19 protein-coding genes and 1 tRNA gene are annotated in these 17,679 nt (G+C 59.6%); 1 reads left to right on the top strand and 19 read right to left on the bottom strand.

What is annotated here, in order from left to right:
• Positions 1 to 72: 72 nt before the first annotated feature.
• The 8 genes from ACJ0G7_RS04890 to ACJ0G7_RS04855 form a co-directional block, all read right to left on the bottom strand.
• Positions 73 to 807 carry a phycobilisome rod-core linker polypeptide gene (locus ACJ0G7_RS04890; protein WP_407395327.1) on the bottom strand — a complete coding sequence of 245 codons (735 nt, stop codon included), beginning with the start codon at positions 805 to 807 and terminating at the stop codon, positions 73 to 75.
• Positions 808 to 881: 74 nt separating this feature from the next.
• On the bottom strand, positions 882 to 2,528 hold the full coding sequence (locus ACJ0G7_RS04885; protein ID WP_407395326.1) for a phycobilisome rod-core linker polypeptide: 1,647 nt from the start codon (positions 2,526 to 2,528) through the stop codon (positions 882 to 884).
• Positions 2,529 to 2,584: 56 nt separating this feature from the next.
• The gene (locus tag ACJ0G7_RS04880) at positions 2,585 to 3,469 is read right to left on the bottom strand and encodes a phycobilisome linker polypeptide (RefSeq protein WP_407395325.1); all 885 of its coding nucleotides are present in this window, start codon (positions 3,467 to 3,469) and stop codon (positions 2,585 to 2,587) included.
• Between the two features lie 156 nt (positions 3,470 to 3,625).
• The gene (locus tag ACJ0G7_RS04875) at positions 3,626 to 4,327 is read right to left on the bottom strand and encodes a pentapeptide repeat-containing protein (RefSeq protein WP_407395324.1); all 702 of its coding nucleotides are present in this window, start codon (positions 4,325 to 4,327) and stop codon (positions 3,626 to 3,628) included.
• A gap of 1 nt (position 4,328) precedes the next feature.
• Positions 4,329 to 5,087 (bottom strand): phycobilisome rod-core linker polypeptide, encoded by a 759-nt coding sequence (locus ACJ0G7_RS04870; protein WP_407395323.1) that lies wholly within the window; start codon positions 5,085 to 5,087, stop codon positions 4,329 to 4,331.
• Between the two features lie 66 nt (positions 5,088 to 5,153).
• Entirely contained in the window at positions 5,154 to 5,735 is a 582-nt protein-coding gene (locus ACJ0G7_RS04865; protein WP_407395322.1) for a phycobilisome polypeptide, read from the bottom strand.
• Positions 5,728 to 6,153 (bottom strand): hypothetical protein, encoded by a 426-nt coding sequence (locus tag ACJ0G7_RS04860; protein ID WP_407395321.1) that lies wholly within the window; start codon positions 6,151 to 6,153, stop codon positions 5,728 to 5,730. Before ACJ0G7_RS04860 ends, ACJ0G7_RS04865 begins: the two co-directional genes overlap by 8 nt.
• 34 nt (positions 6,154 to 6,187) lie before the next feature.
• Positions 6,188 to 7,498 carry a BCD family MFS transporter gene (locus tag ACJ0G7_RS04855; RefSeq protein ID WP_407395844.1) on the bottom strand — a complete coding sequence of 437 codons (1,311 nt, stop codon included), beginning with the start codon at positions 7,496 to 7,498 and terminating at the stop codon, positions 6,188 to 6,190.
• 240 nt (positions 7,499 to 7,738) lie between these two features.
• Between ACJ0G7_RS04855 and ACJ0G7_RS04850 the strand changes: the two genes are divergently transcribed.
• On the top strand, positions 7,739 to 8,059 hold the full coding sequence (locus ACJ0G7_RS04850; protein WP_407395320.1) for a hypothetical protein: 321 nt from the start codon (positions 7,739 to 7,741) through the stop codon (positions 8,057 to 8,059).
• A gap of 262 nt (positions 8,060 to 8,321) precedes the next feature.
• Here the strand turns inward: ACJ0G7_RS04850 and ACJ0G7_RS04845 are convergent.
• From ACJ0G7_RS04845 to psbB, 11 genes are all read right to left on the bottom strand, one after another.
• Positions 8,322 to 8,394 (bottom strand) — tRNA-Phe (locus ACJ0G7_RS04845).
• A 25-nt stretch (positions 8,395 to 8,419) separates the two neighbouring features.
• Positions 8,420 to 8,779 carry a ComF family protein gene (locus ACJ0G7_RS04840; RefSeq protein WP_407395319.1) on the bottom strand — a complete coding sequence of 120 codons (360 nt, stop codon included), beginning with the start codon at positions 8,777 to 8,779 and terminating at the stop codon, positions 8,420 to 8,422.
• 340 nt (positions 8,780 to 9,119) lie between these two features.
• Positions 9,120 to 9,395: a DUF2470 domain-containing protein gene (locus ACJ0G7_RS04835; RefSeq protein ID WP_186484875.1), complete on the bottom strand. Its 276-nt coding sequence runs from the start codon at positions 9,393 to 9,395 to the stop codon at positions 9,120 to 9,122.
• A 228-nt stretch (positions 9,396 to 9,623) separates the two neighbouring features.
• The gene (locus ACJ0G7_RS04830; protein WP_407395318.1) at positions 9,624 to 10,523 is read right to left on the bottom strand and encodes a phycobilisome rod-core linker polypeptide; all 900 of its coding nucleotides are present in this window, start codon (positions 10,521 to 10,523) and stop codon (positions 9,624 to 9,626) included.
• A 164-nt stretch (positions 10,524 to 10,687) separates the two neighbouring features.
• On the bottom strand, positions 10,688 to 11,944 hold the full coding sequence (locus ACJ0G7_RS04825; RefSeq protein ID WP_407395317.1) for an FGGY-family carbohydrate kinase: 1,257 nt from the start codon (positions 11,942 to 11,944) through the stop codon (positions 10,688 to 10,690).
• A 4-nt stretch (positions 11,945 to 11,948) separates the two neighbouring features.
• Positions 11,949 to 13,208, bottom strand: a complete 1,260-nt coding sequence (gene metK, locus ACJ0G7_RS04820; RefSeq protein ID WP_043695111.1) for a methionine adenosyltransferase — start codon at positions 13,206 to 13,208, stop codon at positions 11,949 to 11,951.
• Between the two features lie 24 nt (positions 13,209 to 13,232).
• Positions 13,233 to 14,018 carry an HAD family hydrolase gene (locus ACJ0G7_RS04815; protein WP_407395316.1) on the bottom strand — a complete coding sequence of 262 codons (786 nt, stop codon included), beginning with the start codon at positions 14,016 to 14,018 and terminating at the stop codon, positions 13,233 to 13,235.
• Positions 14,019 to 14,029: 11 nt separating this feature from the next.
• Positions 14,030 to 15,130 (bottom strand): 30S ribosomal protein S1, encoded by a 1,101-nt coding sequence (locus tag ACJ0G7_RS04810; protein WP_407395315.1) that lies wholly within the window; start codon positions 15,128 to 15,130, stop codon positions 14,030 to 14,032.
• Positions 15,131 to 15,230: 100 nt separating this feature from the next.
• Positions 15,231 to 15,710: a transcriptional regulator NrdR gene (gene nrdR, locus ACJ0G7_RS04805; RefSeq protein ID WP_043697358.1), complete on the bottom strand. Its 480-nt coding sequence runs from the start codon at positions 15,708 to 15,710 to the stop codon at positions 15,231 to 15,233.
• A 217-nt stretch (positions 15,711 to 15,927) separates the two neighbouring features.
• The gene (locus ACJ0G7_RS04800; RefSeq protein WP_006042122.1) at positions 15,928 to 16,023 is read right to left on the bottom strand and encodes a photosystem II reaction center protein T; all 96 of its coding nucleotides are present in this window, start codon (positions 16,021 to 16,023) and stop codon (positions 15,928 to 15,930) included.
• Positions 16,024 to 16,046: 23 nt separating this feature from the next.
• A complete protein-coding gene (gene psbB, locus ACJ0G7_RS04795) occupies positions 16,047 to 17,606 on the bottom strand; it encodes a photosystem II chlorophyll-binding protein CP47 (protein WP_043695121.1) in 1,560 nt (519 codons plus the stop codon).
• Between the last annotated feature and the right edge of the window lie 73 nt (positions 17,607 to 17,679).

The raw sequence follows: 17,679 nt of genomic DNA, 5'->3' as shown, positions 1-17,679 counted from the left end.
GGGGGCATTTGGATTCCCCCTCGCTCATCATGACTGATTCGCTTGCCTAGACCGGGGAATCGGTGGGAAGGATTAAGCCTTCGCAATAGAAAGGATCTTTCCCCCTTGGGCGAGAATGGTTCGTATGGTGGCCGACATGGAAGTTTGGCTAACCACCGATTTTTGGACAGCGCGTCGGTTGGCACCGATTTGACGGCTTGACGTCCAATTGATGGTCAAGGAGCCTGAGTTGCCAACACTCTTGCGTTCAAGAATGGTTGGTGAGCTGTCTGAGCAGAGGCTCTTCAGCAATTTGGAGTCACGTCGGGCGTTGTCATAACCTGAGTAGCCGGCATCCAATGCACTAGCTCTGGTGTAGTTCAGGGTGCGGCCTCCAATCATGCTTTGTGAGGCGCGATTGTAAGGAACCTGATCGACACCGAAAGCAGAGAGATACTCTTCGCTGTAGGTGTAGCTGGCAATCTCGACCTCAAATCCTTCGTCTTGAAGCAGGCGCACGTGACTCATCAGTTCAGCCTGATCATGAGGTGGTCGACCCAGAAGATGCTTGAAGTTTAGTTCAACGAATTGGTAAGGGCCGTTTGGCTCTAAAAACAGCCTCCTGTATGTTTCCGATTGAGCCAGCGCTGTGACAAATCCCTGGACAGTGAGATCGCCATTCATGAACAGTGCCTCCAGGGAGGTGTTCACATCGAGTTCCATCAGGTGTCTATTTCCAAAGACCTGACGGTACGTCTGGAGAATGACCTCAGCGGCATGACTGCTATCAACATTGGCTTGTGAGGCAAGAGTCGTGGGCTCAGTCATGGTGCTGGGGTTGAGTTGAAAATCTTTGGGAGCCGGAAGATTACCTAGCTCCCAATGTGGGACTTGATCTGCTCTTACATCACCTCGGTGATGGACACGATTTTGCCACCACGTGCATGGATGTACTTCATCTGGCTGGACATGTCTTTGCCGGAAACGAGATAAGTGCTGCCAGCAGTGCGCTGGCGTGAACGAGCCGTCTGGTTAGCGACGACAATCCGGAACCGCTTCTTGGTTGGATCAGGAGCACCGGATTGGGTCCCGGTGCGGTTGATCCGTGTTGTTGTCGCGCTCCAGCCAGTTGGAACCATGCCCGTGGCCACGGAGGTGACGAGAGAGGAGCTGCTTAAAACTGTGTCACTTGCTGCGTAACCTTCCGCAAGGCTGAGATGCCGATTGAAGGCCACCTGTGAGCGGCCGTTCTCAGTGAGGATCCTCGCGTAAGGAACTGTGTCCTCACCAAAGATGCTTTGGTACTCCACGCTGTCGACGTAGCTACAGATTTCAGCTTCATATCCACCTTCGGCGAGGATTCTGGTGTGTTCGCTGATTTCTGCTTGGGATTGGGGAGCTCTGCCCAGGAAATGCTTGAAGTTCAGCTCGATAAAGCGATAAGGAGCGTTGGTTTCGAAGAAGCGGCGCTTGTATTCAGCTGAAAGACCCACAGCCCTAACGAATTCTCTGGTGCTCAGATAGCCATCAATGAATTTGCTTTCCGCGGAGAGGGCCCGTTCGAACTCCATCAGATGAGGATTCCCCATCACCTGTTTGTATGCGGAGCGGATCAGCGCATTGAGTTGATCAGGGCTGTCTCCTGGGCAACGCTGGAATGTCTCCTGTTCACGCTGGCCAAGACCAAAGGTGACGTAAGCGTCGCCGCGCAGTGGAGCGGTGTCCCTCCCGCTTGTAATTCCAGGATCCTTGCTGCTGAAACGTCCTGTGGTGAAGCTTGCGGAGGGACGAACCCCGACTGCCTGACTGGGGACACTGATGCGGGGAGCGATGCCGCTGGCCAGGCTGCGGGTCAGCGCCGGGCTTCCTCCACGGGCACTGTCACTGCCGGCGAAACTCCTCTGGAGAGCAGCCAGCATCGGGAAAGCAGCCGTCGAAAGGTCGGCCGGAGAACTCCAGGACCGGGCATAAGGAACCACATCGCTGCCGAACACCTCAAGGAATTCAGCGGAGTCGACGATGCTGTCGATGAGGGCGTCCTGTCCGTGTTCCGCCTGCAGAGTGATCATGGCGGAAACTTCAGCCTGACTTTCCGGAGCGCGGCCTAGTAGATGCTTAACGTTCAGTTCGACGCCCCGCTGCGGAGCAACACTGTTGAAAAAACGGCTCTTGTAGAAGCTGGACTTGGCCAGGCCGCGGACGAAATCGCGCACAGTTAAACGCCCGTCCCTGAGTTGAGCCTCCAGTTCTGTGCACCGCTCGAAATCCATCACGTGGGCATTACCGAAGACCTGTCGGTACGACGCTGCAATGACCGCATCGAGAGAGCCATCGTCCTCAGGGCTGTAGCACTCACTGGTGACGCGATGGGGGCAGTCCGCATGGCTACGGGGACCAACCCCGATGGCCATCTGATCGCATGACTGCTTCAGGAACTCCCCGATTGTCAGGGCAGGCTTCTGACCACCACGGCCTTTGCGCTGGAAGCTGACGGGAGAGTCCCACTTCGTCGTGGCACCGAAGCCGAGTGAGGGTTGATTGCTGGCCATTGTTCAGGTGAGGGTGAGGAGAGTGTCGGGGAAGTCGCGAGTAGTGATGGTGGGCTTCAGGTCACCGGCGTGATGCTGGCGATCTTCCCGCCTTCGCGGTGGATGCGTTTGAACTGCTCGGAGAGCTTGTCGAACGGTATGTAGAAGACTCTGTTGCCACGGGCGTAGCGGGAGATCCGACGCACGTTGTTGGCGCTGTATCCGGTGACCTCTACTCGGTAGGTGAGGCCCTGATCGCTGGCTCCAGCGCCAAGGCGAGTTGGAGCATCCTGCAGATTCCGGGCCGGACGGAAGCTCCATCCAGAGGCCTCTCTCGAGGAAGGGGGGACGACAGCGATGGGGCGATTTTGGTAGGCCGAGCCACCGAGCTTGCTGCTGATGCCTGCCAGGTCTCCTTTCAGACTGCTGCTGCTGTTGCCGCGAAGGAGCTGGAAGCTCCAGGTGAATTCCTGCAAGGTTCCGCAGCTCTCGGTCTTCCAGCCCCGCTGGAACGGAACCGTCCACTCACCGAAGGCATTTTGGTATTCGTCGCTGTCGAGGAAGCTGTCGATGTCCGAGTCGTATCCGGTGCTGTCAAGACGTTCAGAATGGCCACGCATCTCCTCGAAGTCGACCGGTGCACGGCCCAGCAGATGGCGGAAGGCAAGCTCGATGTAGCGATACCGCGCGCAGCTTTCAAAGAAGCGGCTGCGATACAGGTCGCTCTTGGCGATGCGACGAACCAGTTCACGGACGCTGATTTCTCCGAGCTTGAACTGGGATTCCGCGACGACTTGGCGTTCGCTGTCCATCACATAGGCATTGCCGAGCACCTGCTTGTAGACAGCCCGGATGATCTCTTCCTTCCTGGCGTCGTCATCGCAGGGGACCAGCTCAATTGGCGCCTCACTTTCAGCAGAGAAGCGTTCGACCCCGAGCAGCGAGGCAGGACCGAAGGGCATGGATGTTCACGCGTTTTCGCCATGCAATCGTCCGTCAGAAGCGCTCAAGCGGAGCGGGTTCTTTATAAACCTCAATCAGTTGTGTTCAAATGTTGCGTGACATGACGATATCGGCCGTCTGCCCAGGGCCGGAAGCGTTTTCTTTCAGGATAAAGATTAATTTCTGAGCGATTCCAGACTTGCCCTTGTGGTGGAACGGGTGATGGGGTTCCAGCAATCAAGTTCGTGCAACGGTCGGCTCAGGAGGGCGTCGAGCTGGGTTTCAAGGCCGCTGCAGGATGAGAAATCGGTCCCTCGGATGGATTCGATCGTGTCGAGAGCGGCTCCCTCGAGGTCAGCTCCGCGCAGATCAGCCATGTCCAGTTCACTATTGCCGAACCTGGTCCCTCGGCACATGGCGCCCCGCAAGGTTGCAGAGCGAAGGTCTGATCCTGCCAAGGAGACTCCGTCCAGCAGGGCTCCGCTCAGGTCTGCCCCGCTTAAGTAAGCACCCATCAGCACGCTGCCGCGCAGATCCATGCCGCGCAGATCTGTGCTGTTGAGATAGACGCCATTGAGCTTTGCGCCAGGCCCAACGGCTCCACTGCTGCGCAGATCAAAGTCCTCTGGCACTGACGTTGAACTGTCGTAGCGCGCTAAGCGGAGGTCCGCTTCGTCGAGTCGGCAGCGACTGAGATCAGTGCCTCTCAGGTCGCAGCGACAGAGTTGTGCCCCCCGGAGATCGAGTTCGCCCAGATTCAGACCGCTCCAGTTGGCTCCGCGAGCATCCATCGGCGTGACACCGGAATGCTCGGGCAAACGGTGTTCCGGAGCCGTCCAATCACGCAGATTGAGAGATCCGGATCTGGGTAGCGGCATCTCAGGTGCGCAACATCTCAACGGCGATCGTAAGGATCACCCGGCCGACTTCGAAACCGCCGATGGCTGCGAGAACGAGCCAGAGCTTCAAAGCCCAGGCAGGAGGTTGGCCGTTGCTCCATGTTGACGAGATCATCGACGCATTGAGCTGAGCGCTGGACGTCGAGCAGCCTCTTTTGGCCAGGGCGTCACGCCAGTCCGAGCCGTAGCGCGGAAAGCGTTGATAGATCGGCATCTCTCCGATGGGCTGTCCGGGGATGACACGATTCCGCTGCCGGGGCAGAAGGTCATAGCCAAAGGCCTGCAGATACTCATCACTGTCAAGAAGGCTGTCCACAAAAGCTGTGAAACCTTTTTCTGCGATGAGGATCGACCAAGCCATGCGCTCTCCCTCCACATAGACGGGACGTCCGAGAACGCGGCCTACCACCTGGTCGACCATGCGGTAGTTCGTACTGCATTGAAAGTACCCCTGCTGAAAACGCTCCGAGAGCAGCAGGCCTCGAATGAAGTCGCGCATCGTGATGTTGCCACTGCGCAGCTGCGATTCCAGGGATGGATCGCGATCGGATTGCATCGCATGAAAGAAGATCTGCCTGTAGGCCTGCTCAATGAGCTGGTCGAGATCGCTTCTAATGTCTGCATCTCCGCTTCCAACGGATCCGGTCAGCGGCGCGCGGGTGGTGTCTCCATCGCCGGCCAGATTGGTGACCCGGCTGTTTTGCGTGCTGAGGGGGTAGGGGCGGAGGGCGATCACCATTCGCGGTTAGGTAGAAATACTTGCCAATATCCTCCTTTGAATGGCATTTGATCGGGTAGCGGCTTATCAGCTCTTAACTGCACTTTCATTGAGGTTTCTCATCAAATGCTGGAAGCAGGCTGAGATTTGCTGCTGCTGATCAGGGTTGTGCGTCTCCTTCCGTGTCAGATGGTGCAGTTCCTCCAGCGCAATGGTCATGGCGTGGATCGGTACCCCCTTGAGGGAGTACAGCTTTCTGAGTGCTGCCATCCCTTCCGAGTCCGTAAACGCGCTTCGGCCTGAAGCGATGGAATAGATCAGAACCCGGAGGAAATGCCAGCAGTCTCTCCAGCAGGCTTCCGCGCGGTCTTCAGGATGCAAAGCTCCACCGGGGGCCGTCAGTTGGGGTTGCCGCAACAGCAGATGTCGGCGTGCCTCTGTGACCAGTACTTCAGCTCTGTCCTGAAGAGTCCTCGGAAGACCAGGGTCAACGCCAGAGAATGAGCAGATTTGCAGCATCTCATCGTCGTGGAGGCCTCGCCGCTGCTGATCGGCGGAAGCAAGACAGCGCCGGACTTCTGCCGGAAGCTCAGGGTCTTGCGCGAGACCCAGCACCCGCGCCTGTTTGATCAGTTGATACACCGTTGCATCGGCCGTTGATTCAGCCATGGGGCATTGCGGCGACCGGTGTCGCGGTCAGCCAGCCGTGGCGCTCGAGGTAGAACGCCCAGGTGATTCGTCCGCCAAGCCCTGGGCAATGTTGCTGGGCAGCAAGAACCAAATGGTGATCGACCCCGAGTTTTTCAAGCAGGCCGCCAGCCTCATCTGCCCCCTGCACCTGTGCGGCTCGTATGGCTGCACCGACCACCCAGGTCAATAGGGTGGCCTCGAGGTCAACCTCCCCCTTCTCGCACGCCAGCAGCAGGTTGCAGGGTGTGCTGATGGTGACAAGGGTGTCCTGCCAGAGGCGGATGTCGTCAGGTTTGAGATCGATCCGCAGTCGTCCGATGCCCCCATGGATCTCCAGCTCTCCTTCGGTCGACCGTTCAAGCAGGGGAAGCAGATCCGGATCCGAAAGGAGGTCCATCTGCTGACCGACAGTTCAACCATGTAAGCAGGGCTCAGTCGTCGAGACTGGCCATTAACAAGGTCTCCAGCTTCGTCTCCGTATCCTTTCTGAACTCAGCTGTGTTGAGTCGACCGAGGATCCAAATGGCAATGAGGACCACGCCTGCTTCGATCACGAAAACGAAGGCGAACGCGGGCAAGGGTTGATCAGCCCCACTGACCAGGCGACCAAGGTCAAGCAGCCCGCCTCCCATGACCTTGCCCAAGGCACGTGACATCGCCTGGGCCAGTCCCCAAACACCAACGAAGGTGCCGGCCAGCTGGGGCAGGGTGAGGTCCAGCATGAGTGATAAAGCGCTGTTGGTTCCGATCCCGGCAGAGAGACCGAAGAGAACCATCACAACGAGGAGGGTTCCAGTGTTAGCGATCAAGCCCGCTGCCACCAGCAGCAGAAGGGAGGCCAGAATCATCCAGCAGCCGGTGCGTGCTGATCGAAGCTTGCCGAAGGTCGGCGTGAACCAAAGGCCTGCGATCAGCAACCCCACGAGTGTTCCAGTCCCCCAGAAGGCGTTCAGCAGCGTTGTTTTTGAGATCGGCATCCCGAAGACCTCGGCGCCATAGCTTTCGAGAATCGGATCTTGGAGAAAGAGGCCGAGGGTGAAGCAGAGCAGAAAGGCGAAGAAGATCAGGATCTGACGGCTCGAGCGAATCAGCGCCCACGACTGGCGCAGCGTGACGCCCTGTTTGCTTGCTTGGTTACCTGCTTCCAGGCGCCTGCTGGCCGGTTCGATGCCGATTGTTGCCAGCAGCACGATCGCCCCGATGACCAAGGCAACCCTGTTCATGAACGTCTGAAGAGCAACCTTGAGAACCTCCGGGTCGCTGATGCCGTCGAGAGAGCGAGTGGTGATCGAGATCGCAATGGCTCCCGCGATGATCCCGATGGTGAGCATGCACCAGATGATTCCGACCGCGCGGGGACGTTCCGACTCGTCCGTCAGATCGATCACCAGGGCCAGATAAGGAGTGGAGGCCGCTGAGATCGCCAGCCCGTAGAGGGCGAACAGACCGCAGAGACAGAGTGTCCATCCAGTAATCGCCGTGGCGGCACCGCTTTGAAGCGCGGAAGCGGTGGCAAAGATCACTGGGATCGAAAGGGTGGCCAGTCCACAAAAGCCGACCGTTCCCATCCAGATGTATGGCGTGCGGTGGCGTCCCCTGAGCGGCCAGCGATCGGACACCTGTCCGAACATCACCCTGGCGGGCGCCATCAGCTGTTCGAAGGCCAGTGCACCACCCACCAGCAGCGCCGGGAAGGCGAGCTCGGAGATCATTATTCGGTTCAACATCCCGGCGAATATCACGGCCAGACACCCGAGGCAGCCCTGAAACAGGCTCAAACGGGCCAGCTGAAGCGGACGCAAACTGCACCCCTGATGAGTTCTTGGCCCAATCCTGCCTCCTGACGTTCCGGTCTGTGGACAGGTTCTGCAGCATCGATACCATCGGCGAAATATCCGACGAGGTGCGTTTCGGTGGCCCTTTCTTTCCAGCGGTCCGAGTTCGAGCAGCAGCTCTGTGCGCAGTTGCACAGCCTCAGTGAAGTGGCTGAAGCACTGGCAGACCGAGTGCTGGAGCTCGAAGCTCGCCTGACCGCTGTAGAGGGGCAGCAGGTTTCTTCGGAGGTTCGTGATCTGATTCCTGATCAAACCGCTGAATTGCTCTCGGCCAGTGAGGCCAAAGTGACGGAGTTGCGCAGTCGGCTGGCCCCGGCAGAGATCCTCTCGATTGCTCAGGTCCCGCAGGATTCGTTAGAGGATCAGGAACAGGTCGAAGTTGATGAACAAGGATGTGATCCCTCTCCGGGCGAGAGCGACGAGACCACATACGTCGATGATCCGCAGATTGACCTGCTCTCTGCCTGATTAGCTCAGGTCGAGAAGACGAATCCTGAAATGCTGCCACCTGACGAGCCATATCAGGCGAACTGATCACGAACGGATGATCGGCCATGGCTTCAAAAACAGCTTCCAGCCTTTGTTCCGCAGCCTCGTCATCCGTACTCCTCTGCGCCACAGACTTCCAGGTTCGATCGAACACCATCGCGAAACTGTCAGCGTTGTCAAAAACGCGATCAGTCGAGGAATCCGGCGTAATGGAGGACACGACAGATTCGGCATCGGTTGATGCCAGGACCCAGATTTGAACTGGGGACACGGCGATTTTCAGTCGCCTGCTCTACCAACTGAGCTATCCCGGCGCGTCGCCTGCGCGACAAAATCATCTTAGATCACCGCCCGTGGCAGACGGTGTCCTTGATTCCGATGCAGCGGGGTGCGGGCCAGACAGATCACTCCCTTGACGAGCAAACCATTCTCCTGCAGTGCGTTTTGAGCTGCCAGTGCCGTCGCTCCAGTGGTCAGGATGTCGTCTACAAGCCAGAGGGTGTGTTCTGCAGAAGGCTGGCGGATCAGTCGGAAGCTCGCGCCTGGGTTGCTGAGACGTCTGAGTCGGTTCAACCTGTGCTGGCTTGTTCCGGCGAAACGGCGTTCCAGAAGATTGGCTGAGGCCACGCCTAGACCATCCACCAAGCGCTCTGGCAGAGGGTTCTGGCGCCGTTTTTTCCAGCTCGGGATCGGCACCAAGAGATCGCATGGCTGAAAGGTCAGCGTCAGTTTCAGCAATGCGATCAGGGACTTCAGGCGTTGGTTGTCAGGGGTCTCGCGCAGCCGGAGCAGAAGCGAGCGCAGACCTCTCTCGTAATGACCGAGCGCTCTCCAGGGCAGCGGGGTGTCACCCTGCAGGCCTCCCTTGGGAAGCCGGAGTTGCGTCTGACAGGAGTCGCATGGGATAGGCCCTCTGGAGTCGGAGACCGATCTTCGGCAGAGGGTGCAGTAGGGCTGTACAAGAAGATGTCGTGCCGTGAGAACCAGTGACTTCAGAACAGTCGGGAGGAATGCTGATCTGAGTGTTCCCCGATCTTGTTCAGTCTTCTGTCCGGGGCATGGCACGAAGCATCGCCACCAGGGTGCGATGGGCGTCCTCGCTGTCGCTGAGCGCGTGGTCGAACGGAATGTGGAGATCGCTCCCATCCACGTTGAGCAGCATCCCACTGGCCTGAACCTCGAGCATGCTGGCCTCAGAGGGAGAGTCGATGCCGCCGTAATGACGGGCATAGGCCAGAACAGCCTCGGCATGGTCGTCGTTCATGTGAGCGCAGATGCGTGCACTCACCTCAGGAGTGAGGGGGTCGGCCGACATGGTTCTTCCAATGGGGTGCAGGGGGGGGCTTTGAACGGTGTGGACGACCGCTCAGTGCAAACGCTGCCAGACCAAGGTTGCCAGATTCCATCCGCTGAAGCCCACATAGCCCGCTAAGGCGATGAACAGCAGAACGGACAGCACTTCTTGCGGTTTGGTGGGCATGCGTTGAACTGAGCTGCTGGTTGAAGCGGGGGGATGGACGGGTGGGCCTGAAGCAGCTGTTGCTCAGACCCAGCTTTTCGAGTTCTTCGGGTTGAACATTCTCTTGAAGGCTCCTGAGGTGGGATCCTGAACTGCCTTGGAGTACACGAAGCCAGAAACATCGAATCCTTTTTTGGTGCTGATGTTGCGGGCATTGTTCAATGCCACAACCAGCTGACTACGCCTTTCCGTGATGGTGTCGGAGGCGGCGTTGCCTTGGGTGACTTGACTGTGATTGACAAATGTGGAGCAGTGGAATCCAGCTTCTGAGGTCCAGGCTCTCGGGTAGGGGACCGTATCTGTTCCAAAAACTTCCAGGTATTCACCGGAATGGGTGATTTTGTCGACCAAAGCGTCGTAACCCTGTTCGGCAATCAGGCTGATGCAGGCACTCACCTCTGCCTGGCTAATGGGTGGACGTCCGAGCAGGTGCTTGAGATTCAGCTCGATTCCCCGAATCGGTGACGTTCTGAAAAAATAGCTTTGCTTGTAAAGATCAGATTTAGCAAGGCCTGCCACAAAATCACGAACTGAGATATCGCCATTGCGTAATCGAGACTCGAGCTCCACGCTGCGCTGGCTTTCGGTAGGCCCGAGATTGCCATAAACCTGTTTATAGGCAGCTGAGATAGCGGTTTCGAGAGCTTCTGATCCAGTTGACGCGTACTGATCAGCCATCACCGCAAAGGGGCATTCCTGGTGATGGCGGGCGCCGATGCCGCTGCCGAGAGCTGCGCACTGGTTCTCTTTGTATTCCAGATTGGTGGAGGCAGCCTTGCCGGGCTGAGGCAACAGACGCCCCTGCTTGCTTTCTTGCCGGTAGCGATTGGTCACGCTGCCCTTGCGCTCCTTCGAGCCATTTGAGGCCGTGTACGAGATACGGCTCAGGCTGGTGAAATCACGCGTCGGTTTGATGACGACCATGAGTGATTCAAAAGGAGGATTCGTGCCGACGACAATAGTGTGATTGCGTCAACGTCTTCATCAGGCTGAAAGGCTTGCAACAAAATTTTTGCCAGCAATCTGTCAGCTGGTTTCAAGCTCCTATTGCATTTTCGATCAGCGATACCGCTGCTGTGCAAGTTTTCTTAATGCTCCGACGCACCTTTTTGGGACACGGCTTGCAGCGCCAGCCTCGCGACTCCGGCAGCTGGAGGAGTCGAGCAGCTCACCACAGGAAGGCCGATCCGGCGCTCCCTGATGCGACGCCACTGGGGGTTGCGGGCACCACCCCCAAGGCTCACCACGCGAGTCGGTGGATCAGCCCCGAGTTCCGTCAAGCGGGCCCAACCCTTCGCTTCAATCTCCGCCAGCCCTTCCAGAAGCCCATGCAGGTAGAGCGCATCGCTGACCGGTCTTGGCTCCAGAACCGGCTGCAGATCGGGGTCGTCCACGGGAAATCTCTCTCCCCTCCCTGGCAACGGCCGCAGCGTCAGGCCGCTGTTGCGCTCAGGGTCGATCTGGCGGCTCAGCTCTGCCAGCAGATCGTCGCTGAAGAAGCGGCGCAGCACTCCACCGCCGGCATTGGAGGCGCCGCCGCATAACCATTGGCCTCCCACCCGATGCACGGTCACCCCTGCTCCTCGGATGGGTGCAGCCATCAAGCGTTTCATCACGAGGGTGGTGCCCAGGACCGTGACACCGTCATCGGGGCCAGGATCGGCGGCCAGCACGGCAGCATTCGAGTCCGTTGTGCCAGCCACCACCAGCAACCCAGGGGGCAGGCCCAGTTCATCGGCGCGACCGTCATCGATGATCCCGAGAACGGCACCGCTGGCTCGAACCTCAGGGAGTGCTTGTGCCCATTCCTGGGCTGCGATTCCGGCTGGCCAGCTCTTGCTCTCCAGATCCCACCCCAGGCGCAGATTGTTGCCCTCCTCGCCCCATCGCCAGTCATTGAGCAGCCAGCCGTTGATCCAGTCGGCCTGATGACGCAGCAGAAGCTTCGGACCGAGCTGATCGATGAGATGCAGTGCCCTGGCCACGCTGCCGCTGCTGCTTGAGGCAGGCCCCCCCTGCGGCACCAGATCATGGATGCGTTCGCCATGTTCCGGGTATGCCCGGGCATAGCTGAGCGCTTCCGTCAGAGGGACTCCGCGATGGTCGCAGGCCAGCAGGGTCCCGGATGTTCCATCCACCGCCAGAGCACGCAGGCAGGCGCGAAGAGTGTCTGGAATGCTGTTCAGGAGCGAGCGGCAGGCCTCGAGCCAGTCATCGGGGCGTTGGATGCCTTCGGCGTAGCTGGTGGCCTCCGTGTGCAGAAGTTCGCGGGCGGCATTGATCACCGCCACCCGCACACCGCTGGTCCCCAGGTCGATGCCCAGGACCAGCGGTTCGTCCTGCATCGCTTCAGGCCAGCGCTCCCTGTTTGATGCGCTTGGCTTCTGCCTTCACAAGCTCCTCGCTCTTGGCTGCCACGTCCTCCCAGGGAGCCTTGAGGTCGTTGCGACCGAAGTGGCCGTAGGCGGCGGTGTCCTGGTAGAAACGCCCTCCTCGCTGCTGGGGCAGGTTGCGCAGGCCAAAGGTCTCGATGATGGCTCCGGGGCGCAGGTCGAAGTGTTCCTGCACCAGTTCGGTGAGTTCGGCGTTGGACACCTTGCCGGTGCCGAAGGATTCCACAAGGATTGAAACGGGCTTGGCCACACCGATGGCGTAGCTGAGCTGCACCTCAGCGCGTTCCGCCAGACCGGAGGCCACCAGGCACTTCGCCACATAACGGGCGGCGTAGGCCGCTGAGCGGTCCACCTTGGTGGGATCCTTGCCGGAGAAGGCACCACCGCCGTGGCGTGCATAGCCGCCGTAGGTGTCGACGATGATCTTGCGGCCGGTGAGACCTGCATCCCCCTGGGGGCCTCCCACCACGAACTTGCCTGTGGGATTCACCAGGTACTTGGTGGACTCGCGACTGGGTTTCAGGGCCAGATCAGCCGTGGCGGGCTCCACCACATGGGTCCAGAGATCGTCCGTGATGCGCTCGCGGATCCCCTGTTCGTCGCTGATGCCATCCACTTCAGCGGTGTGCTGGGTGGAGATCAGGATCGTGTCGATGGCCACCGGTTTGTCGTTTTCATACACGACGCTCACCTGGGTCTTCCCGTCAGGGAGCAGATAGTCGAGGGTGTCATCGTGGCGGATCTCAGCCAGGCGACGGGCCAGACGGTGGGCCAGGCTGATGGGCAGCGGCATCAGCTCCGGCGTTTCATTGCACGCATAGCCGAACATGATGCCCTGATCCCCGGCACCCACCAGATCGAGGGGATCACCGGCGTGGTCATCGGCTTCATTCACACCCTGAGCGATATCGGGAGACTGCTGATCGAGTGCCACCAGAACAGCACAGCTGTTGGCATCGAATCCGCCGGCGCGGGCGCCGCTATAGCCGATCTCCTTGATCACATCGCGAACGAGGTGGATGAAGTCCACCTGAGCCTTGGAGGTCACCTCACCGGTGATCATGCACAGCCCGGTGTTGACCACCGTTTCGCAGGCCACACGGCTGGTGGGATCCTGAGCCAGCAGAGCGTCAAGAACCGCATCACTCACTTGATCGCAGATCTTGTCGGGATGCCCCTCCGTGACGGATTCGGAGGTGAAGACGTAACGGCTCATGCTCTCTAGCAGTGATGCAGGACTTTACGGGGCGGCTTCTAGCGCCAGCTCCTGCCAGTTGTCCATCACGTGGCGGGCCGATGGCAACCGGGGGTGGGTGCTCCAGCCGCCCCGGTAGCCAACAACCACCCCAATGCCCGCGTCGACGGCCATCTGCAGATCGGTTTCCGCATCGCCGATCAAGGCGCAGTTCGCCGGATCCAGGCTGAGGCGTTTGCAGAGCCGGGCAACGGCCTCCGGATCGGGCTTGCGAGGGGAATCATCCGCGCTCCAGTTCTGCTGGAACAGCGTGCTCAGCTTGTGATGGGCGAGGAACCGCTCAATGCCAGTGCGAGTGTCATTGCTGATCACCGCTGCTGGCACCCCCTGGCGTCCCAGCTGATGGAGGAAGTCTTCCGCACCCGGCAGCAGCGGTGATGGCGTCTGCGGTGTGTTGTCCGCGTTGTCGCTGATGTCCACCTGATCAAAACTGGCCGTCGCCAGACTCAGAGCGTCCGGCCAGCTGAGGCCCAGCAGACAGAAGACCGTGGCCGCTGAAACCAGATTGTCCTGACGGGCCGCCACCGCGATGGTTCCATCGGGACGCAGGCCCTCAGGGATGATCCCGAAGGCATGACGCAGTCCGTCCCGGAGCTGCGCCTCCATCGACTGTTCGGGACAGCGCTCTCTCCAGAGCCGTGCTGCGGTGTCGATGCGTCGTCGGGCCAGCGACAGCAGATGCGGTTCGCTGTGGGACAGGGTGCCGTCCTTGTCGAACAGCACCGCGTCGATCGTGCCGATGCAGGAGGTCCTGAGCAGGAGTCTCGGCATCGTTTCCGGCTTCAGACCAGCATCACACCCAGGGAATCGTCTCCTTCCTCAGCCTGTTCCAGCAGCATCTGCTTGTAGCGGGCCGCCATTTCCTCGGCTTTGTCGAACACCTTCTGGGGGTCGGTGAGCATGTCGCCGGGTTCCGGCTCAAGAGCCTTGGTTGAAAGGGAGATGCGACCGCGCTCCGCATCCAGATCGATGATCATCACTTTCATCTGATCATTCACATTCAGCACCGAGTGAGGGGTCTCGATGTGCTCGTGGCTGATCTCGGAGATGTGCAGCAGACCGCTGACACCGCCGATGTCGATGAAGGCGCCGTACGGCTTGATGCCGCGGACGGTGCCAACCACCACTTCGCCCACCTCCAGGCGGTTCATCTTGCGTTCCACAAGGGCGCGGCGATGGCTGAGCACCAGACGGTTGCGCTCCTCGTCCACCTCCAGGAACTTCAGGGGCAGGAAGTCGGCGACCAACTCCTCTTTGGGCTTGCGGGTGCTGATGTGGGATCCGGGGATGAAGCCTCTCAGCCCCTCCACCCGAACCAGGGCACCACCGCGGTTGGTGGCGAACACCTCGGAGTAGATGGTGGCGTCTTCCTTCTGCAGCTGACGCACACGTTCCCAGGCGCGCTGGTATTCAATCCGGCGGATCGAGAGGGCCAGCTGGCCGTCTTCGTTCTCCTCGCTCATGATGAAGAACTCTCTGATCTCACCGGGCTGCAGCACATCGCTGAGACCCTCGACCCGGTTGATCGAAACTTCCTGAAGCGGCATGAAGGCCGCAGTCTTGGCTCCGATGTCGATCATCGCGCCCTTGGACTCCAGGGCGAACACGGTGCCGTTGACGATGTCGCCGGGCTTGAAGTTGTAGTCGTACTTGCTCAGCAGAGCAGCGAATTCATCGATGGTGAATCCGGCATCATCCAGATTGCGGCTGCTGGCACGGCTACTTGGGTCGTCAGCGGTCGGGACCTCTTCGGGGATGCTCAGATCCTCTTCGCTGAAATCGGCTTCCGCTGCATCCAGCGTGGCTGTTGCCGCGCCGGTGTTTTCATCGCTGGGCGGCGCATCGATGTTCTGGGCCTGTTCTTCGATCGGAGTCGCAGACATTGGGCAGTGGCGGTCTACCTCGGATGGGCAGTGCGAAGGATTCACACGGGCTGCCCGCCGACAGCCTGTGGAGAATTAAAGACTCTACAGATCAGTGAACTCAGCTCACTGCTGCGAGATGTCCCTTGCTGTCGGTGTTCATGGTTTCAAGGGTGGAGACGAAATCGTCGATGCCGCGGAACTGCCGGTACACCGATGCAAAACGGATGTAGGCCACTTCACTCATCTCCTTGAGCTGAACCAGCACCATCTCTCCGATCTCCGCACTGGTCACCTCTCGGCCACTGCGCTGCTGGAGTGTCAGCTCGAGTTCCTCAACAAGGGATTCCAGCCGTGAAGCGTCAACACCGGTCTTCTCGCAGGCACGGTTGAGACCATGCAGCAGTTTCCCGCGGCTGAAGATCTCGCGGGTTCCGTTGCGCTTGATCACCGAGATCGGCACGGTTTCCACCCGCTCATACGTGGTGAAGCGGAACTCGCAGTTCAGGCACTCGCGGCGCCGTCTGACACTGCGTCCGCCATCCGCCGCGCGTGACTCGAGCACCCGGCTGTCCGTGTTCTGGCAGGAGGGACACTGCAAGTCGGAGCTGGTAGCAAAGTGCACCAACTGTAGACAGTGATTCGAAGCTTGAGAAGGGTGTGCTGGACACAGGTCTCAACAAAGGATGTTTCGGACTCTTTGGGCTGGAGTGAGACTGCGCCATACCCGGACTGATGACGAGATCGGAATGGGACGCTCAGCCCCAGAGTCCGGCCATGAAAAAACCCCGCCGAAGCGGGGTTCCCATGGGTTGGACTCACTTGCCGATCTTCGGAGGATCGCGGAAGGCGATCGCGAAGAACAGGGTTGCAATCGCAAGCGTGAGAATGAGGATGTAAGCGAAGCTTTCCATCTGAGGACTCCTTTAAAGGGCGATCAGTTGAGCGGGGAGCCTGCTGGAGGCACATAGCCTTCAGGCAGCCGTCGTGTGGATTTGTCGCCCAGTTTGGCGAACAGACCGAATTCAACCTGGTCTCCAAGGTCAGGATCGATCCCGGCGAACACATCTCTGTAGAGGGTCCGGGCTCCGTGCCAGATGTGGCCGAAGAAGAACAGCAGCGCGAAGGTGGCGTGGCCGAAGGTGAACCAGCCGCGGGGTGAGCTGCGGAAGACGCCGTCAGAGTTGTAGGTGTCGCGATCGAAATCGAAACCTTCACCCAGCTGAGCCTTGCGCGCCAGGCGTTTCACGTCAGCGGGATCGCTGAACTTCTGGCCATCGAGGGCTCCACCGAACACCTGGGCCGTGACGCCCTGCTGCTCGAAGGAATACTTGGCTTCCGCCCGACGGTAAGGAATGTCGGCACGAACGATCCCTTGCTCGTCCTGCAGGACAACAGGGAAGTTCTCGAAGAAGTTGGGCAGGCGGCGAACCTCGAGTTCACGCCCCTCTTTGTCCGAGAAGACGATGTGACCCACCCAGGAGGTGGCCAGTCCATCACCATTCACCATGGGGCCGACACGGAACAAACCACCTTTGGCAGGGCTGTTGCCGACGTAGTCGTAGAAAGCCAGCTTTTCAGGAATGGACTCATAGGCCTCCTGACGCGTTGCACCATCGTCCATGGCGGTCTGGACGCGACGGTTGATTTCCGTCTTGAAGTAACTCTGATCCCACTGATAGCGGGTGGGTCCGAACAGCTCAACAGGGGTCGCTGCCGACCCGTACCACATGGTTCCGGCCACGATGAAGGCGGCGAAGAACACAGCGGCGATCGCACTGGCGAGAACGGTTTCGATGTTGCCCATCCGCAGCGCTTTGTAGAGACGCTCGGGTGGGCGGGTGGTGATGTGGAAGATGCCGGCGATGATGCCGACGATCCCGGCCGCGATGTGGTGAGCGACGATGCCGCCCGGGTTGAATGGATTGAAGCCCTCCGGACCCCAGGACGGTTGGACCGGTTCCAGGTGACCCGTTAGCGAGTAGGCATCGGATACCCACATTCCCGGGCCGAAGACCCCGGTCAGGTGGAAAGCACCGAAGCCGAAGCAGCCGAGACCGGCCAGCAGCAGGTGAATGCCGAAGATCTTGGGGAGATCCAGGGCCGGTTCCCCGGTGCGGGGGTCCTGCCAGATCTCAAGATCCCAGAACGTCCAGTGCCAGATGGCGGCGAGCATCAGCAGTCCGCTGAAGATGATGTGGGCTGCTGCCACACCCTCGAAGCTCCAGAAGCCTGGATCCACCCCGGTTTCTCCGGTGATGCTCCAGCCACCCCAGCTGCCTGTCACACCGAGACGGGACATGAAGGGCATCACGAACATGCCCTGACGCCACATGGGGTTCAGGACCGGATCGGACGGGTCGAAGATGGCGAGCTCGTACAGAGCCATGGAGCCGGCCCAGCCGGCAACAAGGGCTGTATGCATGAGGTGCACGGCCAGAAGGCGGCCCGGGTCATTGATGACGACGGTGTGCACCCGATACCAGGGCAATCCCATGGGTCAGGTTCGGGGGGGACAGAGCTGCACGGTTAGCAGCTATTCCGGCCGATCGTAAGGGTTTCGTTCCGTC

This window comes from Parasynechococcus sp., assembly GCF_045559935.1.
Lineage (GTDB): Bacteria > Cyanobacteriota > Cyanobacteriia > PCC-6307 > Cyanobiaceae > Parasynechococcus.
The sequence above is the reverse complement of the archived record's forward strand: the minus strand, read 5'-3'. Positions and strand labels throughout refer to the sequence as shown.

Bases quoted from the DNA above. Each gene is read 5' to 3' on its own strand.
- ACJ0G7_RS04865 (WP_407395322.1), bottom strand. From the start codon at position 5,735: ATGGCTGAATCAACGGCCGATGCAACGGTGTATCAACTGATCAAACAG.
- ACJ0G7_RS04815 (WP_407395316.1), bottom strand. From the start codon at position 14,018: ATGCCGAGACTCCTGCTCAGGACCTCCTGCATCGGCACGATCGACGCG.
- ACJ0G7_RS04825 (WP_407395317.1), bottom strand. From the start codon at position 11,944: ATGCAGGACGAACCGCTGGTCCTGGGCATCGACCTGGGGACCAGCGGT.
- ACJ0G7_RS04890 (WP_407395327.1), bottom strand. From the start codon at position 807: ATGACTGAGCCCACGACTCTTGCCTCACAAGCCAATGTTGATAGCAGT.
- ACJ0G7_RS04860 (WP_407395321.1), bottom strand. From the start codon at position 6,153: ATGGACCTCCTTTCGGATCCGGATCTGCTTCCCCTGCTTGAACGGTCG.
- ACJ0G7_RS04830 (WP_407395318.1), bottom strand. From the start codon at position 10,523: ATGGTCGTCATCAAACCGACGCGTGATTTCACCAGCCTGAGCCGTATC.
- psbB (WP_043695121.1), bottom strand. From the start codon at position 17,606: ATGGGATTGCCCTGGTATCGGGTGCACACCGTCGTCATCAATGACCCG.
- metK (WP_043695111.1), bottom strand. From the start codon at position 13,208: ATGAGCCGTTACGTCTTCACCTCCGAATCCGTCACGGAGGGGCATCCC.
- ACJ0G7_RS04875 (WP_407395324.1), bottom strand. From the start codon at position 4,327: ATGCCGCTACCCAGATCCGGATCTCTCAATCTGCGTGATTGGACGGCT.
- ACJ0G7_RS04800 (WP_006042122.1), bottom strand. From the start codon at position 16,023: ATGGAAAGCTTCGCTTACATCCTCATTCTCACGCTTGCGATTGCAACC.
- ACJ0G7_RS04880 (WP_407395325.1), bottom strand. From the start codon at position 3,469: ATGCCCTTCGGTCCTGCCTCGCTGCTCGGGGTCGAACGCTTCTCTGCT.
- ACJ0G7_RS04810 (WP_407395315.1), bottom strand. From the start codon at position 15,130: ATGTCTGCGACTCCGATCGAAGAACAGGCCCAGAACATCGATGCGCCG.
- ACJ0G7_RS04835 (WP_186484875.1), bottom strand. From the start codon at position 9,395: ATGTCGGCCGACCCCCTCACTCCTGAGGTGAGTGCACGCATCTGCGCT.
- ACJ0G7_RS04870 (WP_407395323.1), bottom strand. From the start codon at position 5,087: ATGGTGATCGCCCTCCGCCCCTACCCCCTCAGCACGCAAAACAGCCGG.
- ACJ0G7_RS04885 (WP_407395326.1), bottom strand. From the start codon at position 2,528: ATGGCCAGCAATCAACCCTCACTCGGCTTCGGTGCCACGACGAAGTGG.